Source organism: Stenotrophomonas sp. MYb238 (assembly GCF_009496535.1).
Taxonomy (GTDB): domain Bacteria; phylum Pseudomonadota; class Gammaproteobacteria; order Xanthomonadales; family Xanthomonadaceae; genus Stenotrophomonas.
In genome coordinates this window covers 18222-39276 of sequence record NZ_WIDL01000007.1, presented here as the reverse complement: position 1 = coordinate 39276, position 21055 = coordinate 18222, and the positions used below count along the sequence as shown (strand labels likewise).

19 protein-coding genes are annotated in these 21055 nt (G+C 70.1%); 10 read left to right on the top strand and 9 right to left on the bottom strand.

Annotated features, from left to right (window positions below; translation table 11 throughout):
* Positions 1–28 precede the first annotated feature (28 nt).
* A complete protein-coding gene (locus CQ393_RS06550; RefSeq protein ID WP_153190759.1) occupies positions 29–292 on the bottom strand; it encodes a hypothetical protein in 264 nt (87 codons plus the stop codon).
* Between the two features lie 213 nt (positions 293–505).
* Between CQ393_RS06550 and CQ393_RS06545 the strand changes: the two genes are divergently transcribed.
* From CQ393_RS06545 to CQ393_RS06530, 4 genes are all read left to right on the top strand, one after another.
* The gene (locus CQ393_RS06545; RefSeq protein ID WP_153190758.1) at positions 506–2467 is read left to right on the top strand and encodes an oligopeptide transporter, OPT family; all 1962 of its coding nucleotides are present in this window, start codon (positions 506–508) and stop codon (positions 2465–2467) included.
* A 151-nt stretch (positions 2468–2618) separates the two neighbouring features.
* On the top strand, positions 2619–4685 hold the full coding sequence (locus CQ393_RS06540; RefSeq protein ID WP_153190757.1) for a S9 family peptidase: 2067 nt from the start codon (positions 2619–2621) through the stop codon (positions 4683–4685).
* 211 nt (positions 4686–4896) lie between these two features.
* A complete protein-coding gene (locus tag CQ393_RS06535; RefSeq protein WP_153190756.1) occupies positions 4897–6150 on the top strand; it encodes a DUF819 family protein in 1254 nt (417 codons plus the stop codon).
* Positions 6151–6355: 205 nt separating this feature from the next.
* Positions 6356–7606, top strand: a complete 1251-nt coding sequence (locus CQ393_RS06530; protein WP_153190755.1) for a DUF819 family protein — start codon at positions 6356–6358, stop codon at positions 7604–7606.
* 146 nt (positions 7607–7752) lie between these two features.
* Here the strand turns inward: CQ393_RS06530 and CQ393_RS06525 are convergent, their stop codons facing one another.
* Both CQ393_RS06525 and CQ393_RS06520 read right to left on the bottom strand, forming a co-directional pair.
* Positions 7753–7977: a CstA-like transporter-associated (seleno)protein gene (locus CQ393_RS06525; RefSeq protein WP_153190754.1), complete on the bottom strand. Its 225-nt coding sequence runs from the start codon at positions 7975–7977 to the stop codon at positions 7753–7755.
* Positions 7977–10043, bottom strand: coding sequence for a carbon starvation CstA family protein (locus tag CQ393_RS06520; RefSeq protein ID WP_153190753.1), 2067 nt, complete (start codon positions 10041–10043; stop codon positions 7977–7979). Before CQ393_RS06520 ends, CQ393_RS06525 begins: the two co-directional genes overlap by 1 nt.
* Positions 10044–10275: 232 nt before the next feature.
* Here CQ393_RS06520 and CQ393_RS06515 point away from each other — a divergent pair, with 232 nt between their 5' ends.
* Positions 10276–11127, top strand: coding sequence for a pirin family protein (locus CQ393_RS06515; protein ID WP_153190752.1), 852 nt, complete (start codon positions 10276–10278; stop codon positions 11125–11127).
* A 112-nt stretch (positions 11128–11239) separates the two neighbouring features.
* Here CQ393_RS06515 and CQ393_RS06510 read toward each other — a convergent pair whose 3' ends face one another.
* From CQ393_RS06510 to nfi, 4 genes are all read right to left on the bottom strand, one after another.
* A complete protein-coding gene (locus CQ393_RS06510; RefSeq protein WP_343199775.1) occupies positions 11240–11689 on the bottom strand; it encodes a hypothetical protein in 450 nt (149 codons plus the stop codon).
* A 233-nt stretch (positions 11690–11922) separates the two neighbouring features.
* Positions 11923–12645, bottom strand: a complete 723-nt coding sequence (gene aqpZ, locus CQ393_RS06505; protein ID WP_153190750.1) for an aquaporin Z — start codon at positions 12643–12645, stop codon at positions 11923–11925.
* 90 nt (positions 12646–12735) lie between these two features.
* The gene (locus CQ393_RS06500) at positions 12736–13596 is read right to left on the bottom strand and encodes a pirin family protein (RefSeq protein WP_153190749.1); all 861 of its coding nucleotides are present in this window, start codon (positions 13594–13596) and stop codon (positions 12736–12738) included.
* A gap of 88 nt (positions 13597–13684) precedes the next feature.
* Positions 13685–14365, bottom strand: coding sequence for a deoxyribonuclease V (gene nfi / locus CQ393_RS06495; RefSeq protein WP_153190748.1), 681 nt, complete (start codon positions 14363–14365; stop codon positions 13685–13687).
* 108 nt (positions 14366–14473) lie between these two features.
* Here nfi and gpmA point away from each other — a divergent pair, with 108 nt between their 5' ends.
* Entirely contained in the window at positions 14474–15223 is a 750-nt protein-coding gene (gpmA, locus tag CQ393_RS06490; protein ID WP_343199716.1) for a 2,3-diphosphoglycerate-dependent phosphoglycerate mutase, read from the top strand.
* 145 nt (positions 15224–15368) lie between these two features.
* Here the strand turns inward: gpmA and CQ393_RS06485 are convergent, their stop codons facing one another.
* Positions 15369–15743 carry a helix-turn-helix transcriptional regulator gene (locus CQ393_RS06485; RefSeq protein WP_153190747.1) on the bottom strand — a complete coding sequence of 125 codons (375 nt, stop codon included), beginning with the start codon at positions 15741–15743 and terminating at the stop codon, positions 15369–15371.
* Between the two features lie 224 nt (positions 15744–15967).
* Here CQ393_RS06485 and CQ393_RS06480 point away from each other — a divergent pair, with 224 nt between their 5' ends.
* The 3 genes from CQ393_RS06480 to CQ393_RS06470 all read left to right on the top strand — a co-directional run bounded on the left by CQ393_RS06480 (position 15968) and on the right by CQ393_RS06470 (position 18894).
* Positions 15968–16339 (top strand): PilZ domain-containing protein, encoded by a 372-nt coding sequence (locus CQ393_RS06480; RefSeq protein ID WP_153190746.1) that lies wholly within the window; start codon positions 15968–15970, stop codon positions 16337–16339.
* Between the two features lie 151 nt (positions 16340–16490).
* Positions 16491–17297: an AraC family transcriptional regulator gene (locus CQ393_RS06475; protein ID WP_153190745.1), complete on the top strand. Its 807-nt coding sequence runs from the start codon at positions 16491–16493 to the stop codon at positions 17295–17297.
* A 73-nt stretch (positions 17298–17370) separates the two neighbouring features.
* Positions 17371–18894, top strand: a complete 1524-nt coding sequence (locus CQ393_RS06470) for a serine hydrolase domain-containing protein (protein ID WP_194269597.1) — start codon at positions 17371–17373, stop codon at positions 18892–18894.
* A gap of 9 nt (positions 18895–18903) precedes the next feature.
* Here CQ393_RS06470 and CQ393_RS06465 read toward each other — a convergent pair whose 3' ends face one another.
* Entirely contained in the window at positions 18904–19701 is a 798-nt protein-coding gene (locus CQ393_RS06465) for a helix-turn-helix transcriptional regulator (protein ID WP_228114324.1), read from the bottom strand.
* Positions 19702–19773: 72 nt separating this feature from the next.
* Here CQ393_RS06465 and CQ393_RS06460 point away from each other — a divergent pair, with 72 nt between their 5' ends.
* Positions 19774–20997: an MFS transporter gene (locus CQ393_RS06460; protein WP_153190742.1), complete on the top strand. Its 1224-nt coding sequence runs from the start codon at positions 19774–19776 to the stop codon at positions 20995–20997.
* The last annotated feature ends 58 nt before the right edge of the window (positions 20998–21055 follow it).

The following is a 21055-nucleotide window of genomic DNA, read 5'->3' as shown; positions in this document are numbered from 1 at the left end:
GGCCAGTATACGGAGCGCGGTGGCGCGTTCAGTCCCCGGCGCGGGCGATCACCTTCAGCCCGTCGCCCTCGGCACGCATCCGCCAGCGCTTGCCGGCGATGGCGGTGCCGCGCGCGGTGCGGTACGCCGCCACGTCCAGTTCCCAGCTCTCGCCGGCGCGGTGCAGGGCGGCCGGCACCCGCGTGCCGTCGCTGAACTCCACCGTGCAGGGGCCGGCGGCCAGCGTCCCGGCCTCGTGCAGGCTGGCCTTCGCGCCCGGGTAGGCGTGGGTGTGGGTGAAGCCGATGATCATGGTGGTGCCCTCTTGGACAGGGGAAAGCGACCCGGCTGGCGCCCGGTAGGAGCGGCTTCAGCCGCGATGGAGCTTTCCCGGTAAAACCCCTTCGCGGCTGAAGCCGCTCCTACGGGGTCTGCCCGCGCCGCCGGCCGCATGCTGCAACATGACTGGACTTGCCGTTAAGCGGACGTTAGCGTTGCAGCGTTTTTTGCCAGCGGGAAACCTTCAATGAACAATGCTGCACCTCCGCAGCTCACCTTCCGCGCGGTGGTCCTGGCCATCGTGCTGGCGGTGGTGCTGTCCGCCGCCAACGCCTACCTGGGCCTGTTCGCGGGCCTGACCGTGGCCACGGCCATTCCCGCGGCCGTCGTCTCGATGGGCGTGCTGCGCCTGCTCGGCGGCGGCACCATCCTGGAGAACAACATCGTCCAGACCGGCGCCTCGGCCGGTTCGTCGATCGCCGCGGGCGTGATCTTCACCATCCCGGCGCTGATCCTGATGGGCTACTGGCCGGACTTCAAATACTGGTGGGTGCTGGGCATCGCCGGCCTCGGCGGCCTGCTGGGCGTGCTGTTCTCGGTGCCGCTGCGGCGCTCGATGATCGTCGAGGACCCGCTGCCGTTCCCCGAGGGCAAGGCCGCGGCCGAAGTGCTCAAGGCCGGCGAGAACCCAGGGCCGGGGCTGAAGATCCTCGGCATTTCCGCCGCCATCGGCGGCGTGGTCAAGCTGGCGGCCGCCAACGGCCTGAAGTTCATTCCCGACAGCTGGGCGGTCGCCGGTTATTTCGCCAACAACAAGGTGATCGGCTACCTCGGCACCGGGCTGTCGCCGGCGCTGCTGGGCGTGGGCTACATCGTCGGCCTGAACGTGGGCATCGTGGTGCTGTCCGGCGCGATCCTGTCCTGGCACATCGCCATCCCGCTGTACCACGGCCTGTTCCTGGGCAGCGACCCGCAGCTGGCCGCCGGCATCGCCGGCGCGCCGGCAGCCGACGCGGCCTTCGCCATCTGGTCGTCCAAGATCCGCTTCCTCGGCGTCGGCGCGATGCTGGTGGGCGGGGTGTGGACGCTGTTCTCGCTGCGCAAGTCGCTGCTGGCCGGCATCAGGAGCGGCTTCGCCGCCGCGCGCAAGAGCGCCGGCGCCATGCCGCTGGCCGAGACCGAGCGCGACCTGCCGATGAAGTGGATGCTGGCGGCGCTGGTGCTGTTTGTGCTGCCGCTGCTGGCCCTGTACCAGGCCATCGTCGGTCAGTGGCTGGTCAGCGTGCCGATGACGATCATCATGATCGTGGCCGGCTTCCTGTTCGTCTCGGTGTCCGGCTACCTGGCCGGCCTGGTCGGCTCGTCCAACAACCCGGTTTCGGGCATCACCATCGCCACCATCCTGTTCGCCTCGGTGGTGCTGCTGATGCTGCTGGGCGAGGGCGGCAAGGTGCAGGTCGGCGGCGCGCCGCTGGGCGCGGTGGCGGCGATCATGATCGGCGCGGTGGTGTGCTGCGCGGCCGCGGTCGGCGGCGACAACCTGCAGGACCTCAAGACCGGTTACCTGGTCGGCGCCACGCCGTGGAAGCAGCAGCTGATGCTGGGCATCGGCGCGTTCTCCTGCGCGCTGATCATGGCGCCGGTGCTGAACCTGCTGCAGGAGGCCTACGGCATCGGCTCCAAGACCCTGCCGGCGCCGCAGGCCAACCTGATGGCCTCGGTGGCCAAGGGCCTGTTCGGCGGTGATCTGCCCTGGACCATGATCATCATCGGCGGCGTCATCGGCGCGGTGGTGATCGCCATCGACGGCTGGCTGAAGAAGACCGGCAAGCGCTTCCGCGTGCCGGTGCTGGCGGCGGCCATCGGCATCTACCTGCCGCTGGAGCTGATGGTGCCGATCTTCCTCGGCGGCCTGCTGGCCCACCTGGTCGCGCGCTTCCACAAGGTGCATCCCGACGACGAGGCCGGCCTGGACCGCGTGCATCGTCCCGGCGTGCTGTTCTCCGCCGGCCTGATCACCGGCGAGGCGCTGATGGGCATCGCCATCGCCCTGCCGATCGTCATCACCCAGAACCCGGACGTGCTGGCGCTGCCGTTCAGCCTGGGCGCCGCGGCGCAGTGGGTGGGCCTGGCGGTGCTGTTCCTGGTCGGCTGGCTGCTGTACCGGGTCGGGAAGAAGGGCGAACAGGCCGCTCCGGACCAGGGCTGATTCCGGCCCGCCCCTCCGGTTCCACGCGCAAAGCCCCGCTCCGGCGGGGCTTTGCCTTTGCGGGCGGCAGGCGGGGCATGACTTCAAGCCTTTGCACCGCGCAGCCGGCCCCGCCTACCATCCGTGGTTTGCCTTGTTCCGGGAGAATCCCATGAAGCTCCGTCACGCCCTGCTGCCGTTGTGCCTGCTCGCCGCGCTGCCCTCGCTGGCCAGCGCGCGCGGCTTCGAAGTCCGCGACATGGTGAAGCTGGACCGCGTGTCCGCGCCGCTGCTCACCGCCGACGGCGCGCAGGTGGTCTTCGCCAAGCGCGTGGTCGACGCCGACCTGAAGGCCAGCAGCAGCCTGTGGATCGGCGACCTGCGCAGCGGCGACATGGCGCCGCCGAAGCAGCTCTCGCCGGAAGGCTGGAACGTCAACTCGGCCGCGCTGTCGGCCGATGGCCGCACCGTGTATTTCCTCAGCGCCAAGAACGGCAGCCAGCAGCTGTACGCGATGCCGGTGGCCGGCGGCGCGCCGCGCCAGCTGACCGATTTCGCGCTGGACGTGGACAGCTACCGCATCTCGCCGCAGGGCGACCGCGTGCTGTTCAGCACCGGCGCGTTCCAGGACTGCGGCTCGGACCTGGCCTGCACCGCGACGCGGTTGAAGGCGCGCGAGACGGCGAAGAACAGCGGCGTCGTGTTCGACGGCATGTTCGTGCGCCACTGGGACACCTGGGCCGACGGCCGCCGCAATACCCTGTTCGTCGCGCCGCTGCCGGCGGCGGGTGCCGCCGCGGTGAAGGGCGCCTCGGCGATCAGCGCCACCCTGGCTGGCGATGCGCCGTCCAAGCCGTTCGGCGGCAATGACGACTTCGTCTGGTCGCCCGACGGCAAGTCGGTGGTGGCCAGCATCCGCGTGCAGGGCAGGCAGGAGCCGTGGTCGACCAACTTCGACCTGTACCGGCTCGACGCCGCCGGCAAGGCCGCACCGGTCAACCTGACCGCCGGCAATCCCGCCTGGGACGCCGGCCCGGTGTTCAGCGCCGACGGCAAGACCCTGTACTACCGCGCGATGAAGCGCCCGGGCTTCGAGGCCGACCGCTTCGGCCTGATGGCGCTGGATTTGGACAATGGCAAAGTCCGCGAGATCGCGCCCGATTGGGATAGAAGCGCCGATGGCATCGTGCTTTCGGATGACGGCGAAAGGATCTACACCACCGCGCAGGACATGGGCGAACACCCGTTGTTCACGATCGAGATCCAGAGCGGCGAAACGCGCAAGATCGTCGGAGACGGCAGCGTTTCGGCGTTCGATATGGTCGGTCGGACGCTGGTGCTGTCGCGAAATACATTGAAGTCCGGTGACGTGATTTATGCCACTGCCGATGACGTCGGGGCGACATTGCGCGCGATCACTCCCAGCGCGGGCGAAATGCTGCCGGAGGTGAAATTCGGCGCCTTCGAGCAGTTCTCGTTCAAGGGCTGGAACGACGAAACCGTGCACGGCTACGTGGTCAAGCCGCACGACTACCAGGAAGGCAAAAAGTATCCGGTCGCGTTCCTGATCCATGGCGGCCCGCAGGGCAGCTTCGGCAACGGCTGGAGCTACCGCTGGAACCCGCAGACCTACGCCGGCCAGGGCTATGCGGTGGTGATGATCGATTTCCACGGCTCCACCGGCTACGGCCAGGCCTTCACCGACGCGATCAGCCAGCACTGGGGCGACCGCCCGCTGGAAGACCTGCAGAAGGGCTGGGCCGCCGCGCAGCAGAAGTACGGCTTCCTCGACGGCGGCAAGGCCTGCGCGCTGGGCGCCAGCTATGGCGGTTTCATGGTCAACTGGATCGCCGGCAACTGGAACGAGCCGTGGAAGTGCCTGGTCAACCACGACGGCGTGTTCGATCAGCGCGCCATGGGCTACGCCACCGAGGAACTGTGGTTCACCGAGTGGGAGCAGGGCGGCACCCCGTACGACGTCCCGCAGAACTACGAGAAGTTCAACCCGGTCAACCACGTCGCCAACTGGAGCAAGCCGATGCTGGTGGTGCAGGGTCAGCAGGACTTCCGCATCCCGGTGGAACAGGGCCTGGCCACCTTCACCGCGCTGCAGCGCAAGGGCATCGAATCGAAGCTGCTGTATTTCCCGGACGAGAACCACTGGGTGCTCAAGCCGCACAACAGCGTGCAGTGGCACGACACGGTCAACGCCTGGCTGAAGCAGCACATCGGCCAGTGATGCAGGGCAAGGGCATGCCACCGGCATGCCCTTGGCGTTTCGGAGCGGCGGCGGGGATGCCGCCGCTCTCCGGTTTCCGGCCCTCTTTCCCGCACGGGCTAAGGGGGCGATCCAAGCTGGCTGCGATCGCGCGCGTCCGCGTTCCGTTTCCGGAACAGGGGCAGGGCCGGAGGCAGCCATTCCCGGCACTCACGCATCAAGGGGAGAGACGATGACCGCAGCCGCCTCCGGCGCCCTCATCAGCAACGACATCATCGTGTTCGGCCTGATCGCCGCCACGCTGGGCGCCATTTTCTGGACCTCGACCAGCAGCAACCGGCTGCTGAAGAAGTTCTACGGCTTCGTGCCGGCGCTGCTGCTGTGCTACTTCATCCCGGGCATCTACAACACCTTCGGCCTGATCGACGGGGAGACCACCCGGCTCTACAACCCGATCGCGCGCGACGTGTTCCTGCCGGCGGCGCTGGTGCTGCTGACCCTGTCCATCGACCTGAAGGGCATTCTCGGCCTGGGCTGGAAGATGCTGGCCATGTACGTGGCGGCGGTGCTGAGCATCATGTTCGGCGCGGTGGCGGCGTTCTGGCTGATGGGCTTCATCCACCCGGAAACGGTGACCGGCAGTACCTGGGGCGGCATGGCCGCGCTGGCCGGCAGCTGGATCGGCGGCGGCGCCAACATGTTGGCGATGAAGGAGATCTTCGAGGTCGATGCGACCACCTTCGGCCAGTTCGCGGTGGTCGATGTCGGCGTGGGCTACGTATGGATGGCGGTGCTTATCTTCTTCGCCTCGCGCGCGCCGGCGATGGACAGGCGCAGCGGCGCCGATACGACCGCGCTGGACGAGCTGCGCGACCGCGTCGCCAGCTACCAGGCGCAGCACGCGCGCATCCCGGCGCTGGGCGACCTGATGGTGATGGCCGGCGTGGCGTTCGGCGCGGTGGCGATCTCGCATGCGCTGGCCGGGCCGTTGTCCGGATGGTTCGGCGCGCATTTCAGCTGGTCCTCGTCCGTCAGCCTGGACAAGCCGTTCGTCTGGGTGGTGCTGCTGGCCACCTTCATCGGCCTGGGCCTGAGCTTCACCCGCGCGCGCGAACTGGAAGGCGTGGGTGCCTCCAAGTGGGGCTCGATGTTCCTGTACTTCCTGATCGCCTGCATCGGCATGCAGATGGACCTGCTGGCGCTGCTGGAGAAGCCCTGGCTGTTCCTGCTCGGGGTGCTGTGGATCGGCGTGCACATCGTGCTGCTGTGGCTGGCCGGCAAGCTGCTGCGCGTGCCGTTCTTCTATTTCGCCATCGCCTCGCAGAGCAACATCGGCGGCCCGGCCTCCGCGCCGGTGCTGGCCTCGGCATTCCACCCGGCGCTGGCGCCGGTGGGCGTGCTGCTGGGCACGCTGGGCTATGCGGTGGGCACGGGCGCGGCCTACGTGGTCGGCATCACCCTGCGGGCGATGGCCGGCGCGGGGTAACAGCGCCCCCGTAGGAGCGGCTTCAGCCGCGAAACCGCGCTCCCCCGACATGGCGCTTTTCGCGGCTGAAGCCGCTCCTACAGGCAGGTTGCCCGCGCGACCGGGCCCGCCCCTTCGCCTGCCGGCCCATGCTAGGCTTCGTCTTCCCACGCCACGTCACCAACGTGGCGTTTTTGTTTCCCTTCGATCGACAGGAACGGGCCCTATGCCGACCGAACGCACCACCGCTCTGATCACCAACGACATCGTCGGCCTCGGCCTGATCGCCGCGACGCTGGCACTGATCTTCTGGCTGGCCAGCGGGCCGACCCCGTTCTGGAAGAAGGTTTTCGCCTGGGTGCCGGCCCTGCTGCTGTGCTATTTCGTGCCGGCGATCTACAACACCACCGGCCTGATCGACGGTCATGGCACGAAGCTCTACAACCCCATCGCCCGCGACGTGCTGCTGCCGGCCGCGCTGGTGCTGCTGACCCTGTCGATCGACCTGAAGGGCATCGCCCGGCTCGGCCCCAAGCTGCTGGTCATGTTCGTCACCGGCACCGTCGGCGTCGTGCTCGGCGCGGCGGTGGCGTTCCAGATCATGCGGCTGGTCCATCCCGAGACCGTGGCCGGCGATACCTGGGCCGGCATGGCGGCGCTGGCCGGCAGCTGGATCGGCGGCGGCGCCAACATGGCCGCCATGCGCGAGACCTTCAACGTCGATGCCACCACCTTCGGCCAGTTCGCGGTGGTGGACGTGGCCTGCGCCAGCCTGTGGATGGCGGTGCTGTTGTGGCTGGCCGGACGCTCGCAGGCCATCGATGCTCGCACCGGCGCCGACACTGCGGCCATCGACGACATGAAGCGCCGCATCGCCGAGTACGAGGCCAGGAGCGCGCGCAACCCCAGCCTGACCGACCTGATGGTCATCGTCGGCGTCGGCCTGGGCGTGGTGGGACTGGCGCATGCGCTGGCGACGCCGCTGGCGACGTGGTTCGAGGCGAACGTGAGCTGGGCAGGCAAGGCCTCGCTCAACTCGTCCTTCGTCTGGGTGGTGATGCTGTCCACCGTCGCCGGCCTGCTGCTGAGCTTCACCCGCGCGCGCAACCTGGAGGCGGCCGGCGCGTCGAAGGTCGGCACGCTGTTCCTGTACTTCCTGATCGCCTGCATCGGCATGCAGATGGACCTGCTGTCGCTGGTCGACCGTCCGTGGCTGTTCCTGCTGGGCGTGATCTGGATGGGCGTGCACATCGGCCTGCTGTACTTGGTCGGGCGGCTGCTGCGGGTGCCGCTGTTCTTCTTCGCCATCGGTTCGCAGGGCAACATCGGCGCGGCGGCCTCGGCGCCGGTGGTCGCCGCGGCGTTCCACCCGACGCTGGCGCCGGTGGGCGTGCTGTTGGGCACCGTGGGCTATGCGACCGGCACGGTCATCGCCTACATGACCGGGCTGATGCTCAAGTGGATGGCCGGCGCCTGAGCGCCCGCCATCCTCGTAGGAGCGCACCTCGGTGCGCGATGGGGCATCACCGGGAAAGCCTCCCACGCACCAAGGTGCGCTCCTACATGACATCAAGCAGAAGGCCGCCTTTCGGCGGCCTTCTGCGTTCCTGCACCGTCGCCGGCTCAACAGCAGCGGAATCCCTTGCCGCCGCCGAAGCGCGCCTCCTGCCGCTCGCGGAAGAAGGTCCGGTAGTCCATGACCTCGCGTTCGGGATGCTTCTCGCGCATGTGCCGCACGTAGTTGTCGTAGTCCGGCACGCCGCAGCACAGCCGCGCGGTCTGCACCAAGCGCCGCCAGGTACGGCGGAACGCCTGGTGCTGGCCGACCGGGACCAGGGCGGTGCCCATTACAGGTCCACCTCGTGCGGCTTGAGCGCCACGTACGGCGTTTCATGGTCGGTGCGCACCGGCGAGCGGCGGGCCGCGGCGATCGTCCTGACCGAATACACCAGCACCGCGAACACCACGAACAGGAACAGCGCGGTGAGCCCGGCATTGATGTAGTTGTTGACCATCACCTGCTGCATCTGCCCGAAATCCTTGGACGGCGGCAGCAGGTTGCCGGCGGCGATGGCGTCGCGGTACTTGTGCGCCTGCGCCAGGAAGCCCACCGCCGGCTCGCTGGAGAAGATCTTGATGAAGCCGGCGGCGGTAGTGCACACCAGCAGCCAGATCGCCGGGATGACCGGCACCCATGCGTACTGCTGCTTCTTGGCCTTGAACAGCACCACCGTGCACAGCATCAGGGCGACGCCGGCGAGCATCTGGTTGGCGATGCCGAACAGCGGCCACAGCATGTTGATGCCGCCCAGCGGGTCGGTCACGCCCTGGTACAGGAAGTAGCCCCACAGCGCCACGCAGCCGCCGGTGGCGATGAAGCTGGCCACCCACGAATCGGTGCGGCGCAGCGCCGGCACGAAGTTGCCGAGCAGGTCCTGCAGCATGAAGCGGCCCGAGCGGGTGCCGGCGTCCACCGCGGTAAGGATGAACAGCGCCTCGAACAGGATCGCGAAGTGGTACCAGAACGCCATCATGCCGTCGCCCGGCAGCACCGCGTGCAGGATCTGCGCGATGCCCACCGCCAGCGTCGGCGCGCCGCCGGCGCGCGAGAGGATGGTGTTCTCGCCGATTTCCTTCGCGGTGGCGGTCAGCTGTTCGGGCGAGATCGCAAAGCCCCAGTTGCTGACCACCTGCGCGGCGTTGGCCACGTCGGTGCCGATCACCGCCGCCGGGCTGTTCATCGCGAAGTAGATGCCCGGCTCGATGATCGAGGCGGCGACCATCGCCATGATCGCCACGAACGATTCCATCAGCATGCCGCCGTAGCCGATGTAGGCGGCGTGGCCCTCGTTGGCCAGCAGCTTGGGCGTGGTGCCGGAGGAGATCAGCGCGTGGAAGCCGGACACCGCGCCGCAGGCGATGGTGATGAACAGGAACGGGAACATGCCGCCCTTCCACACCGGGCCGGTGCCGTCGGTGAACTGGGTCAGCGCCGGCATCTTCAGCTCCGGCATGACGATCAGGATACCGATCGCCAGGCCGACGATCGTGCCGATCTTGAGGAAGGTGGACAGGTAGTCGCGCGGTGCCAGCAGCAGCCATACCGGCAGCACCGCGGCGACGAAGCCGTAGCCGATCAGCATCCAGGTGATCTGGGTGCCGGTGAAGGTGAACATCGGCCCCAGCACCGGGTCGGCGGCGACCCTGCCGCCGTACCAGATCGCCGCCAGCAGCAGCACCAGGCCGACGATGGAGATCTCGCCGATCTTGCCCGGGCGGATGTAGCGCATGTACAGGCCCATCAGGATGGCGATGGGCATCGTCGCGATGACGGTGAACATGCCCCAGGGGCTGTCGGCCAGCGCCTTGACCACGATCATCGCCAGCACCGCGAGGATGATGATCATGATCATGAACACGCCGAACAGGGCGATGGTGCCGGGCACCGGGCCCATTTCCTCGCGCACCAGGTCGCCGAGCGAGCGGCCGTTGCGGCGGCTGGAGATGAACAGGATCATGAAGTCCTGCACCGCGCCGGCCAGCACCACGCCGGCGATCAGCCACAGCGTGCCGGGCAGGTAGCCCATCTGCGCCGCCAGCACCGGGCCGACCAGCGGGCCGGCGCCGGCGATCGCCGCGAAGTGGTGGCCGAACAGCACGTGCTTGTTGGTCGGCACGTAGTCCAGGCCGTCGTTGTGGATCACCGCCGGGGTGGCGCGGGTCGGGTCCACGCCCAGCACCTTGTTGGCGATGAACAGCCCGTAGTAGCGGAACGCGACCAGGTACAGCGAGACCGCCGCGGCCACGATCCACAGTGCATTGATGTGTTCGCCGCGGCGCAGCGCCACGACACCCAGGCAGAACGCGCCGATCAGGGACAGCAACGCCCATCCGGCCTTGGAGAAACCTTTCATCGAGTCACCTCGCGGGAAGACCGTTGCAAGAGTCCTCCCGCGGCGGCCGGGGGTCAACGCTCCGGCGGGCCGGAAACGTGCGACTTTGGTCTTAGGCCGGCGCGCCGCCGACGCGTCCGGGCATGGGCGACACGACGCCGACACCGGCGCTGGAACGATCGGTTGCGGCGGTGGCGATTGGCGCGACCGCGCGTGGCACCCATTGTCCATGCATTCCAAGGGAGGCTTGACCATGAGCGACCAGAACCTCGCGCGCGTGCTGCGTACCATCGGCGGCATGCCCACGTCCGACGGCGCCGGCGTGCGCCTGACCCGGGTGATCGGCACCCCGGCGCTGCCCGACCTCGATCCGTTCCTGATGCTCGACGAGTTCGGCACCGACCGCGCCGAGGACTACATCGCCGGTTTCCCGGAGCATCCGCACCGTGGCTTCGAGACCGTCACCTACATGCTCGACGGGCGCATGCGCCACCGCGACAACCACGGCAACGAGGGCCTGCTCACGCCCGGCAGCGTGCAGTGGATGACCGCCGGCCGCGGCCTGGTGCATTCGGAGATGCCCGAGCAGGAGTCCGGGCGCATGCGCGGTTTCCAGCTGTGGGTGAACCTGCCGGCGCGCGACAAGATGACCGAGCCGAAATACCAGGAATTCGCCCCGGACCGCATCCCGCAGGTCGCGCCGGCCGAGGGCGTCACCGTCAGGGTGATCGCCGGGCAGGTGGGCGAGGTTCACGGCCCGATCGTGCAGCCGGCCACCGATCCGCTGTACCTGGACGTGGAACTGGCGCCGGGGCGCGGGTGGTCGTACGAACTGCCGGACGGGCACAACGCCTTCGCCTACGTGTTCGAGGGCGGGCTGGCGCTGGGCGGCGGCGAGGCCGCGCGCGAGGTGGCGCGGCAGGAACTGGCGGTGCTGGGCGGCGGCCGCGGGCTGCGCCTGCAGGCCGGCGCGGAGGGCGCGCGCCTGATCGTGGTGGCCGGACGCCCGCTGCACGAACCGGTGGCGCGCCACGGGCCGTTCGTGATGAACACCCGCGAACAGCTGATGCAGGCTTTCATCGACTACCAGGAAGGGCGCTTCTGATATTCGTGTAGGAGCGCACTTCAGTGCGCGATGGGGCCTTTCCGGCAAAGCCTCATCGCGCACTGAAGTGCGCTCCTACGGCGTTCTTGCGGCGCTCCTGCGGTAGGACGCGCTACTTCCCGGCGAAGTTGGCCGTGGCATCGTCCAGGCCGCCGGTCAGCTGCTGCAGGCTGGCCAGTTCGGCGACGTCGCCGGCGTCGATCCAGATCTGCGCGAAGCGGTTCTTTGCCAGTTTCACCGTGGTGATGCGCCGCGCCTCCAGCCCGGGCAGGTCGCGTCCGCCCATGTCCAGCCTGTACCAGTACAGGTCCTCGCCGGCGAAACGGCCCTTCTCCGCGCGCAGGGCGCGGGTCAGGGCCAGCGCCGGGTCGCGCGCGGTCAGCATCACGTTCAGGACCGTGCGGCCGTCGGCGGTGGTGGCCTTGCACACGATGAAGTCGTTCTGCGCCTGCTCCTGCCATTGCAGGCCGCTGCCCGGCGGCAGCGACGGACATTGCGCGGCTTGCTGCGCGGACGCGGCGGCGCTGCCGGACAGCAGCAGTACACAGGCGACCCTACGGATGTGTTTGAGCATGCGTTCCCCCGGAACGTCGGCCCCGGCGGGCGCGACGGCAGTGTTGTCGGTAACGGATTCCACCTGCGGGCGTTGTTGCCCCTGCCCGATGCGCGCGTCCCCGTTGCGCGCCAGCTGTGTTTCCACGGTATTACAAAAATGCCGGGCGCGGCAAACCGGGCGGCGGCGCAAAAGGCGACGGCCCCGCGAGGGGGCCGTCGCTGGAACGCGGTGCGGGCGGGTCAGCGTTGCCCGCTGCCGATCCACTTGTAGGCCAGGCCGCCCATCAGCGCGCCCAGGAACGGCGCCACCCAGAACAGCCACAGCTGGCCGATCGCGCCGGGACCGGCGAACAGCGCCACCGCGGTCGAGCGCGCCGGGTTCACCGAGGTGTTGGTGACCGGGATGCTGATCAGGTGGATCAGGGTCAGCGCCAGACCAATGGCGATCGGCGCGAAGCCGGTCGGCGCGTTGCCGTGGGTGGAGCCCATGATCACCACCAGGAACATCGCGGTCATCACCACCTCGCACAGGAACGCGGCGGCCACGCTGTAGCCGCCGGGCGACAGCGCGCCGTAGCCGTTGCTGGCGAACGCGCCGGCCTGGCTGCCGTCGATGGCGAACCCGGCCTGGCCCTGCGCGATCTGCAGCAGGATGAAGGCGGCGAGGATGCCGCCCAGCACCTGCGCCACGATGTAGGGCACCAGGTCCCTGCCGGCGAAGCGGCCGCCGGCCCACAGGCCGAGGCTGACCGCCGGGTTGAAGTGCGCGCCGGAGATGTGCCCGAACGCGTAGGCGCCGGTCAGCACGGTCAGGCCGAAGGCCAGCGCGACGCCGTGGAAACCGATCCCCAGTGGATTGCCGTCGCCGCCGAACTTGGCCGCCAGCACGGCGCTGCCGCAGCCGCCCAGCACCAGCCAGAAGGTGCCGAGAAACTCGGCCGCCAGTCGCTTCCCCATGCTCATGGTGTATTCCCCGTAGTGGCCCGGAACGGGCACAGGGGAAAATAACCAAGAACCGTGACGGCGACGTATCGAAATCGTTAACCGGCCGCCTCAGCCCGGCAGCGGGATGAATTCCTTGTCATCGCCCGGGATGGCGCCGAAGCGGCCTTCGCGCCAGTCGTCCTTGGCCTGCTCGATGCGCTCCTTGGAACTGGAGACGAAGTTCCACCACAGGTGGCGCGGGCCGTCGAGCGGCTCGCCGCCCATCAGCATCGCCTTGAGCGGGGTCCTGGCGCGCAGGCGTCCGCGCGCGCCCGGCTCCGGGATCACCAGGTGCTGCACCGGGATGTCCACGCCGTCGAGCTGGGCCTGGCCTTCCAGCACGTAGAGCGCGCGCTCCACGTGCGAGGTGTCCAGGTCGATCTCCGCGTCCGGTTCCAGGTCGATGGCGACGTTGAGTGTGTCGGCGAACACCCGTACCGGCGATTCCTCGCCATAGGCACGGCCGGCGATCACCCGCAGCCAGGCGCCGCCGCGGCGCTGCTGCGGCAGCTGCGCGGCGCTGAAGTGGTGGAACGCGGGCGCGGTTTCCTCGTGCGCCTTCGGCAGCGCCACCCAGGTCTGCATGCCGTGCAGCGGGTGGTCGTGCTCGCGTTCGGGCGGCGGCGTGCGCTCGGAATGGGCGATGCCGCGGCCGGCGGTCATCCAGTTGACGTCGCCGGGACGGATGACCTGTTCCGAGCCGAGCGTGTCGCGGTGGCCGATGGCGCCGGACCACAGGAAGGTGACGGTCGCCAGGCCGATATGCGGATGCGGCCTCACGTCGATGCCCTGGCCGGGCGCGAACACCGCCGGGCCCATGTGGTCGACGAACACGAACGGCCCGACGCTGCGCGCCTGCAGCGTCGGCACGGCGCGGCGCACCTGGAAGCCGCCCAGGTCGTGGACGCGGGGGCTGATGATCGTGGTCATGGGCGGGCTCCAGTGCGGGAGGGCAGGATGGCATGCGTCGCGCGCCTGTGCCGGCGGCCGCGCCGTAACGGACTGTTGCCGCGTGGGATCAGGCGCTTCCGTCGCGGCGCGAGGCGATGCGGTCGGCCAGGCGCGTGGGCTCGGGTAGGCGGTAGCGGGTTAGGCAGGCCAGCACCAGCGGCAGGCAGGCCTCCACGGAGACATGGTTGCCCGGCGAGATGAACAGCGGATTGCAGCGCGGCTTGCTGCGCAGCACCCAGCCGACCTGGCGGCCCTTGTGGAACAGCGGCGTGTGGTCGCCGCGTTCCGGACCGGGTTCGGCGTAGTCGCCGACCAGCCGGCTCTTGCCCACGCCGATGCTGGGCAGCCCGGTCAGCACGCCCAGGTGCGCGGCGATGCCGAGCCCGCGCGGATGGGCGATGCCGTGGCCATCGACCAAAACCAGCTGCGGCGCCTCGCGCAGTTGCTGCAGGGCCTGCAGCACCGCCGGCAGTTCGCGGAAGCTGAGCAGGCCGGGGATGTAGGGCAGGGCGGTGGGCAGGCGCGCCAGCGTCGATTCGACGGGCTGCAGGCTGAAGCCATCCACGCTCACCGCCACCGAGCGGGTGATGCGGCCTTCGTCCTCGAAGCCGCTGTCCACGCCGGCCACGCGCGCCGGCAGCGCGGACAGGCGGTCGTCCAGCTCCACGCGCGCGGCCAGTTCGACCTGTTGGCGGCGCAGCTCGGCCAGGGTGGCGGGGGCGATATCGGCAGGGGGCAGGAAGCGCATGGGGCAAGCCTGCCATTTCCGTTGTGGGCGCGCAGTGCAGGCGGGGGCGCGGAGAGATGCGGCTACAATCGGCCGGTTCCCTTTCCCCCCGATCCGGAGACTTTCGCAGTGACCCGCAAACTCGTGCTGTTGCGCCATGGCCAGAGCCAGTGGAACCTCGACAACCGCTTCACCGGCTGGGTGGACGTGGAACTGACCGAGCAGGGCCGCCGCGAGGCCGCCGCCGCCGGCCGGCTGATGAAGGAAGAAGGGCTGCAGTTCGACGTCGCCCACACCTCGGTGCTCAAGCGCGCCATCCACACCCTGCAGGGCGCGCTGGCCGAACTGGGCCAGGACTGGCTGCCGGTCGCCAAGTCCTGGCGCCTCAACGAGCGCCATTACGGCGGCCTGCAGGGCCTGGACAAGGCCGAGACCGCCGCCAAGCACGGCGAGGAGCAGGTCAAGGTGTGGCGCCGTTCCTACGACATCCCGCCGCCGCCGATGGACCTGGAAGACCCGGGCCACCCGATCCACGACCGCCGCTACGCCGGCTTGGACCGCAACGCGCTGCCGGCTACCGAATCGCTGGCCACCACCCTGGACCGCGTGCTGCCGTACTGGTTCGACGCCATCGCCCCGCAGCTCAAGGACGGCAAGACCGTGCTGGTCACCGCCCACGGCAACTCGCTGCGCGCGCTGTACAAGTACCTCAACAACGTCGGCCGCGAGGAGATCCTCGAGCTCAACATCCCCACTGGCATCCCGCTGCTGTTCGAGTTGAACGACGACCTGACCGTGCAGTCGTTCCGCTACCTGGGCGACCCGGAAGCGGCGAAGAAGGCGGCCGAGGCCGTGGCCAACCAGGGCAAGGCGAAGTAACGCCGGCTTGCTTGAAGCATCGAAACACCCGGCTTCGGCCGGGTGTTTTCGTTTTGGGCTCCCACTTTTGCCGGCTATCCAACGTCCCCGCGGCCCGGCGATGAACCATCAGCTTCGACACAGGGCGAGCGGTGCCGCATGCAGCTCAGCGTCTGCACTGGACCGGGCTGTCGGCGCAGCGCGCGTTGTCGCGCAGGGCCATGTCCTTGCCGATGTTGTAGCCGAACCAGGCCAATGCCAGCAGAAGCAGCATGACCTGGGGGAGGATCTTGGCAAGATGGTTCGCGTTCTGGATTGAAGCAGGCGCTGCTTGTGCCGGAACCGTATCGGCTTCGAGCAATCGCTCCGGTTCCATGCCCAGCGCCGCGGCCACCGCCATGCGCGATTCGTGCGAGGCCTTGCCCTCGGCTTCCAGCCGCTGCACGGTGCGCGGGCTGAGCCCGGTCACGGCCGCCAGGTGTTCCTGCGACCAGCCGCGCGCCTCGCGCAAGGTCCTGATCCGGTTGGCGTCGATCTTCATCGGTTCCTCGTGCACTGTGTCCGCTCCGCGATGGTAAGGGAGCCGGCACGTTGCCGCGATGCCCCGCGTTGGACCACGACAGCGACACGCCACAATCACGACAGGCCTTGCCGATCAATGCCTTGCAGGGCGGGTGACCGGCCGCCGTGCCGGTGCCCGCCGGCCGGGCTATGCTTCGGCCACGGCTGCGCGGCCGGCTTCCATCCAACGCACAGGGGAACCGCATGAACACGTCCACGGAGCGACGCCATTTCTGGCGCGCGCCCTTCCATTCGCCGGCCCGCCTGGTCCGTCCCGACGGCAGCGTGCATGCCGGGCAGGTGCACGATGTGTCGCTGAAGGGGGCGCTGTTCGAGGTGGACGCCGGCGGCGACTGCCGGCTGGACGAGCGCTGCCACCTGCAGGTCGAGCTGTCCGAGGACACGCCGATCCGCATGCAGGCCACCGTGGTGCACGTGGAAGGGCGCAACATCGGGCTGCGCTGCGACGAGATCGACCTGGACAGCATCACCGCGCTGCGCCGCCTGATCGAACTCAATGCCGCCGATCCGGCCCTGCTGGAACGCGAACTGGGCGCGTTGATGCGGCACGGCTGACCGGCCCCGAGCGTCCGGGCCGCGAAGCGGACCGGCACGGCGGCAGGTGGCTCCATGCCGCTCGCGGTACCGCCATCGACACCCCCACCAATGGCAGGCGTCGCAGCCGGCGTAGCCGCTAGACTGCCTTGAACCCCCAGGCGGATCGCCGATGCCTCCCACGCCAGCCGGTGGACCCGGACCAGCGCGCACGGCGCGCGGCCGCATCCTGTTCGCCGGCGAGCGGCTGTCGGCGCGGGTGGCGTGGTATGCGCCGGGCTCGCGCATGCAGCGGCATGCGCACGACTGCCACCAGGTGTCGCTGCTGCTGACCGGCACGCTGGCCGAGCGTGGGGACGGCGACGAGGTGCGGCTGCGCCTGCCGGCGGTCGGGGTGAAGCCGGCGGGGCTCGCGCATGCCAACGACTACGGGCCGGCCGGTGCGCTGGTGCTCGGCATCGACCTGCCGGCCGACATCGACCTGTCGCGCGAGCTGGGGCTGGCGCAGGCCTGGCGCTGGCGTACGCGGCCGGCGCCGCCGCTGCTGGCGCAGGGGCGGCTGCTGCTGTCGGCGCTGGCGGCCGGCGACGGCGCACCCGACGGCATCGAAGGTCAGTCATGGGAGTTGCTCGCGGCGATGGCCGGCTGCGCCGACGGTCGCGCCGGGACGCCCCCGCGCTGGGTCGTGCGCGCCTGCGAGCGCCTGCACGAGGAAGCGGCGCCACTGGCGCGGCTGGCGGCGGAGCAGGGCGTGCATCCGGTGTATTTCGCCCGGGCGTTCGCGCGCTGGGTGGGCTGCCCGCCCTCGGTGTTCCGTGCGCGCGCCCAACTGCAGCGCGCGCTGGCGCAGGTGGCGGCGGGCGCGCCGCTGGCCGCGGCGGCGCTGCATGGCGGATTCGCCGACCAAGCGCATTTCAGCCGCGTCGCCCGCCAGCACTGCGGCGCGGCGCCGGCACGGTTGCGCGCGCTGCTGGCGTGAGCAGGTTCAATCCGTGCAAGAAGCGCGGCTGCGCCCGCGCGAGCATGGCCGCTCCTCCCTCCGGAACCGCGCCATGCGCCTGATCGTGCCCGGCCTGCTGCTCGCCCTCGTCCTGCCCTTGTCCGCGGCGCACGCCGCCACCGCCGAGCAGGCGGCGCGGCAATTGCGGCAGTTCCTCGACGGCGTTCCCGGGCTGGGGCCGGGCTACGCGGTGGTGGTCGTGGACCGCGACCGGCAACTGCTCGGCTACACGCGCGGCGAGCGCAATGCCGCCAGCGGCGAACCGCTGACGATGCACACGCCGATGTACATCGCCTCGCAGACCAAGTCGTACATCGGCCTGCTGGCGCACCTGCTGGACCGGCGCGGGGTGCTGCGCCTGGACGGCACTCTGGCCGACCACTGGCCGCAGCTGCGCCTGCCCGGCGGCGTCGATCCGGCCGCCTGGACCCTGGCCGACCTGCTCAACCATCGCGTGCCGCTGAGCGCCGATGCCCTCACCACGCTGGACGCCTACATCGGCGCTCCCGACCCGGCGCTGTACCCGCAGCTGCTCGGCACGCTGGCGAGCGCGCGCCCGGCGGGTTTCGACTACGACAACCTGGGCTACACGATCTACGCCGCCATCCTCCAGCAGCGCACCGGCCGTTCCTGGCGCGACTGGCTGCGCGACGAGCTGTTCGTCCCGCTGCGCATGGGCGACACCGCCGCGCGCACCTCCGCCTTCGATCCGGCGCAGCTGGCCTACAACCATCAATGGCTGGGGCCGGAACAGGGCTGGCGGGTGGTGGCGCCCAAGCCCGACGCGATCATGCACGCGGCCGGCGGCATGATGACCTCGCCGCGCGATCTCGGCCGCTGGCTGCGCCTGCAGCTGGGCGGCGCGGCGCCGGCGGGGTTCGATGCAGTGGCCGTCGAGGCGGCGCACGCCATCGGCGTGCAGCTGGACCGCGGCGCGCGCAATGCCTACGAGCTGCCGTGCGTGGGTTATGCCTTCGGCTGGAACGTCTGCGACTTCGAAGGGCATACGCTCTACATCCACGGCGGCAGCTACACCGGCGCGCGCAGCATGATGGCGTTCTCGCCGGACCTGGGCGTGGGCATCGGCGTATTCGCCAACGCCGACAACGCCACCGGCTGGCTCACCTCGCGCACGGTGGTGCAGTACTTCCAGTACCTGGTGGACCACCCCGACGCAGCGTCGTGGGCGGCCACGCGGCAGCGCGTCTACCCGCAGCGGGTGGCCGGGCAGCTGGCAGACCAGCGCACGCGCCAGGCGCAGGTGCGCGCGCAGCCGCTCTGGCAGGGATGGGCGTGGCATCCCGATGGCGCGGCGCGCGCGGCCTACGCGGGCCGCTTCCGCGGCGAACGGCTGCCGGTGGAGGCGCTCGTGGCCGAGGGCGCGGACGGGCTGCGGCTGCGGATCGGCGTGCTGGAACGCGGGCTGCAGCCGGCGGCGGTCGATCTGTTCGGCGCGCAGGCCGGGCCGCTGGATGCCGCCGAGCCGCTGCGCTTCCAGCGCGGTGCGGACGGGCGGGTGCTCGGTTTCGAGTTCGACGGCGAGCGCTACGTGCGGATTCCCGCGGCGGAAGGTTGAGCGCGGCGCTCAGCGGAAGAAGCGGCTCGGGGTGAGCCCGAAGCGGCGCTTGAACATGGTGGCGAACGCGCTGGGGCTTTCGTAGCCCAGCGCCAGCGCCACGTCGATGACCTTCTCGCCGACCGCCAGCCGTTCCAGTGCGCGCAGCAGCCGCGCCTGCTGCCGCCACTGGCCGAAGGTCATGCCCAGTTCGCGTGCGCACAGGCGCTGGATCGTCTTCACGTCCACCCGCAGGCGCGCGGCCCAGTCCTGCAGGGTGGAGGCATCGTCCGGGTGCCGCTCGAGTTGCCGGCCGATCGCGCGCAGGCGCGGGTCGGCGGGGTCGGGCAGGTGCAGCGGCAGCACCGGCAGGGTCTGCATCTCGTCCAGGACCAGGCGCATCAGGCGGCCGTCGCGCGAGTCCTCGCGGTAGGGCTGGACGACGCCGGCGGCGGCGCGGATCAGCGCCGCCAGCAGCGGCGTGACCGATACCGCCGAGGCGCCGGCCGGCGCCTGCGGCATGGCGGCCGGCGCGACGTAGAGGCTGCGCATGCGCACCAGGCCGATGCAGTGCACCACGTGGCCGGTGCCGGCGGGAATCCAGATCGCGCGCGTGCTGGGCACCACCCAGCGGCCCATGCCGGCGCGCACGACCAGCACGCCGCTTTCGGCATACACCAGCTGGTGGCGGTCGGGGTGGTGGTGCAGCGGAATCAGCGTGTCGGGCGCGTAGTCCCGGGCCTTGCAGTACACCGCCGTCTCCGGGCCGGCGGGCAGCGGCAGGCGCCGGCCCCTGCGGCCGCCGATGTCCTTTTCGAGAGGGTGCATGACCGGATCGCGCAGGAAGGGCGTGGCCGGCGACTCTACCATGCGCGCCGCTCCCCTCCGCCCGGTACCGCCATGTCCTCCGCAGCTCCCGTTGCCGTCACCGCCACGCCCCCACGCCGCCCGGTGGCGGTGGGCGTGCTGGCCGCGATCAGCGGCTCGCACCTGGTCAACGACATGATGCAGTCGCTGATCCTGGCGCTGTATCCGATCTTCAAGGGCCAGTTCCACCTGAGCTTCGCCCAGATCGGCCTGATCACCCTTACCTACCAGCTCACCGCCTCGCTGTTCCAGCCGCTGATCGGCCTGCGCACCGACCGCCGCCCGGCGCCGTATTCGTTGCCGATGGGCATGGCCTCGACCCTGTGCGGCCTGCTGCTGCTGGCCTACGCGCCGAACTTCGCCACGGTGCTGGCGGCGGCGATGCTGGTGGGCATCGGTTCGGCCATCTTCCATCCCGAATCCTCGCGCATCGCGCGGCTGGCCTCGGGCGGGCGCCACGGCCTGTCGCAGTCGGTGTTCCAGCTCGGCGGCAACGCCGGCACCGCCATTGGCCCGCTGCTGGCGGCGGCGGTGATCGCGCCCAACGGCCAGCGCAGCGTGGCGTGGTTCGGCGGCGCGGCGCTGCTGGGCATCGGCCTGCTGTGCTACGTGGGGCGCTGGTACCAGCAGCACCTGCGTGCCGTCGCCGCCAGTCCGGTGCCGCGCGCGGCCGCCGCCGAGGCGCGGCTGCCGTCGCGCACCGTGGCCTGGGTGATCGCGGTGCTGCTGGTGCTGATCTTCAGCAAGTATTTCTACATCGCCGGCCTGAGCAGCTTCTACACGTTCTATCTGATGCAGAAGTTCGGGGTGTCGGTGCAGGGCGCGCAGCTGCACCTGTTCGGTTTCCTGCTGGCCTCGGCGGCGGGCACGCTGATCGGCGGTCCGGTGGGCGACCGCATCGGCCGCAAGCCGGTGATCTGGGCCTCGATCCTGGGCGTGGCGCCGTTCGCGCTGATCCTGCCCTACGCCAACCTGGAATGGACGACGCTGCTGACCCTGGTCATCGGCTTCGTCCTGTCCTCGGCGTTCTCGGCCATCCTGGTCTACGCGCAGGAGCTGATGCCGCACCGCATCGGCACCGTGTCGGGCCTGTTCTTCGGCTTCGCCTTCGGCATGGGCGGACTGGGCGCGGCGGTGCTGGGCGTGCTGGCCGACCACACCAGCATCGTGTGGGTCTACAAGGCGATCTCGTTCCTGCCGCTGCTGGGCATGGTGGCGGCGCTGCTGCCCGGCCCGCGCGCCCGGCCGGCAGCCTGAACCCGCGGGCGGCAGCCGGCGCGGTCGCCGTGACGGCGGCTGGGCGGGTGCCGCGCTA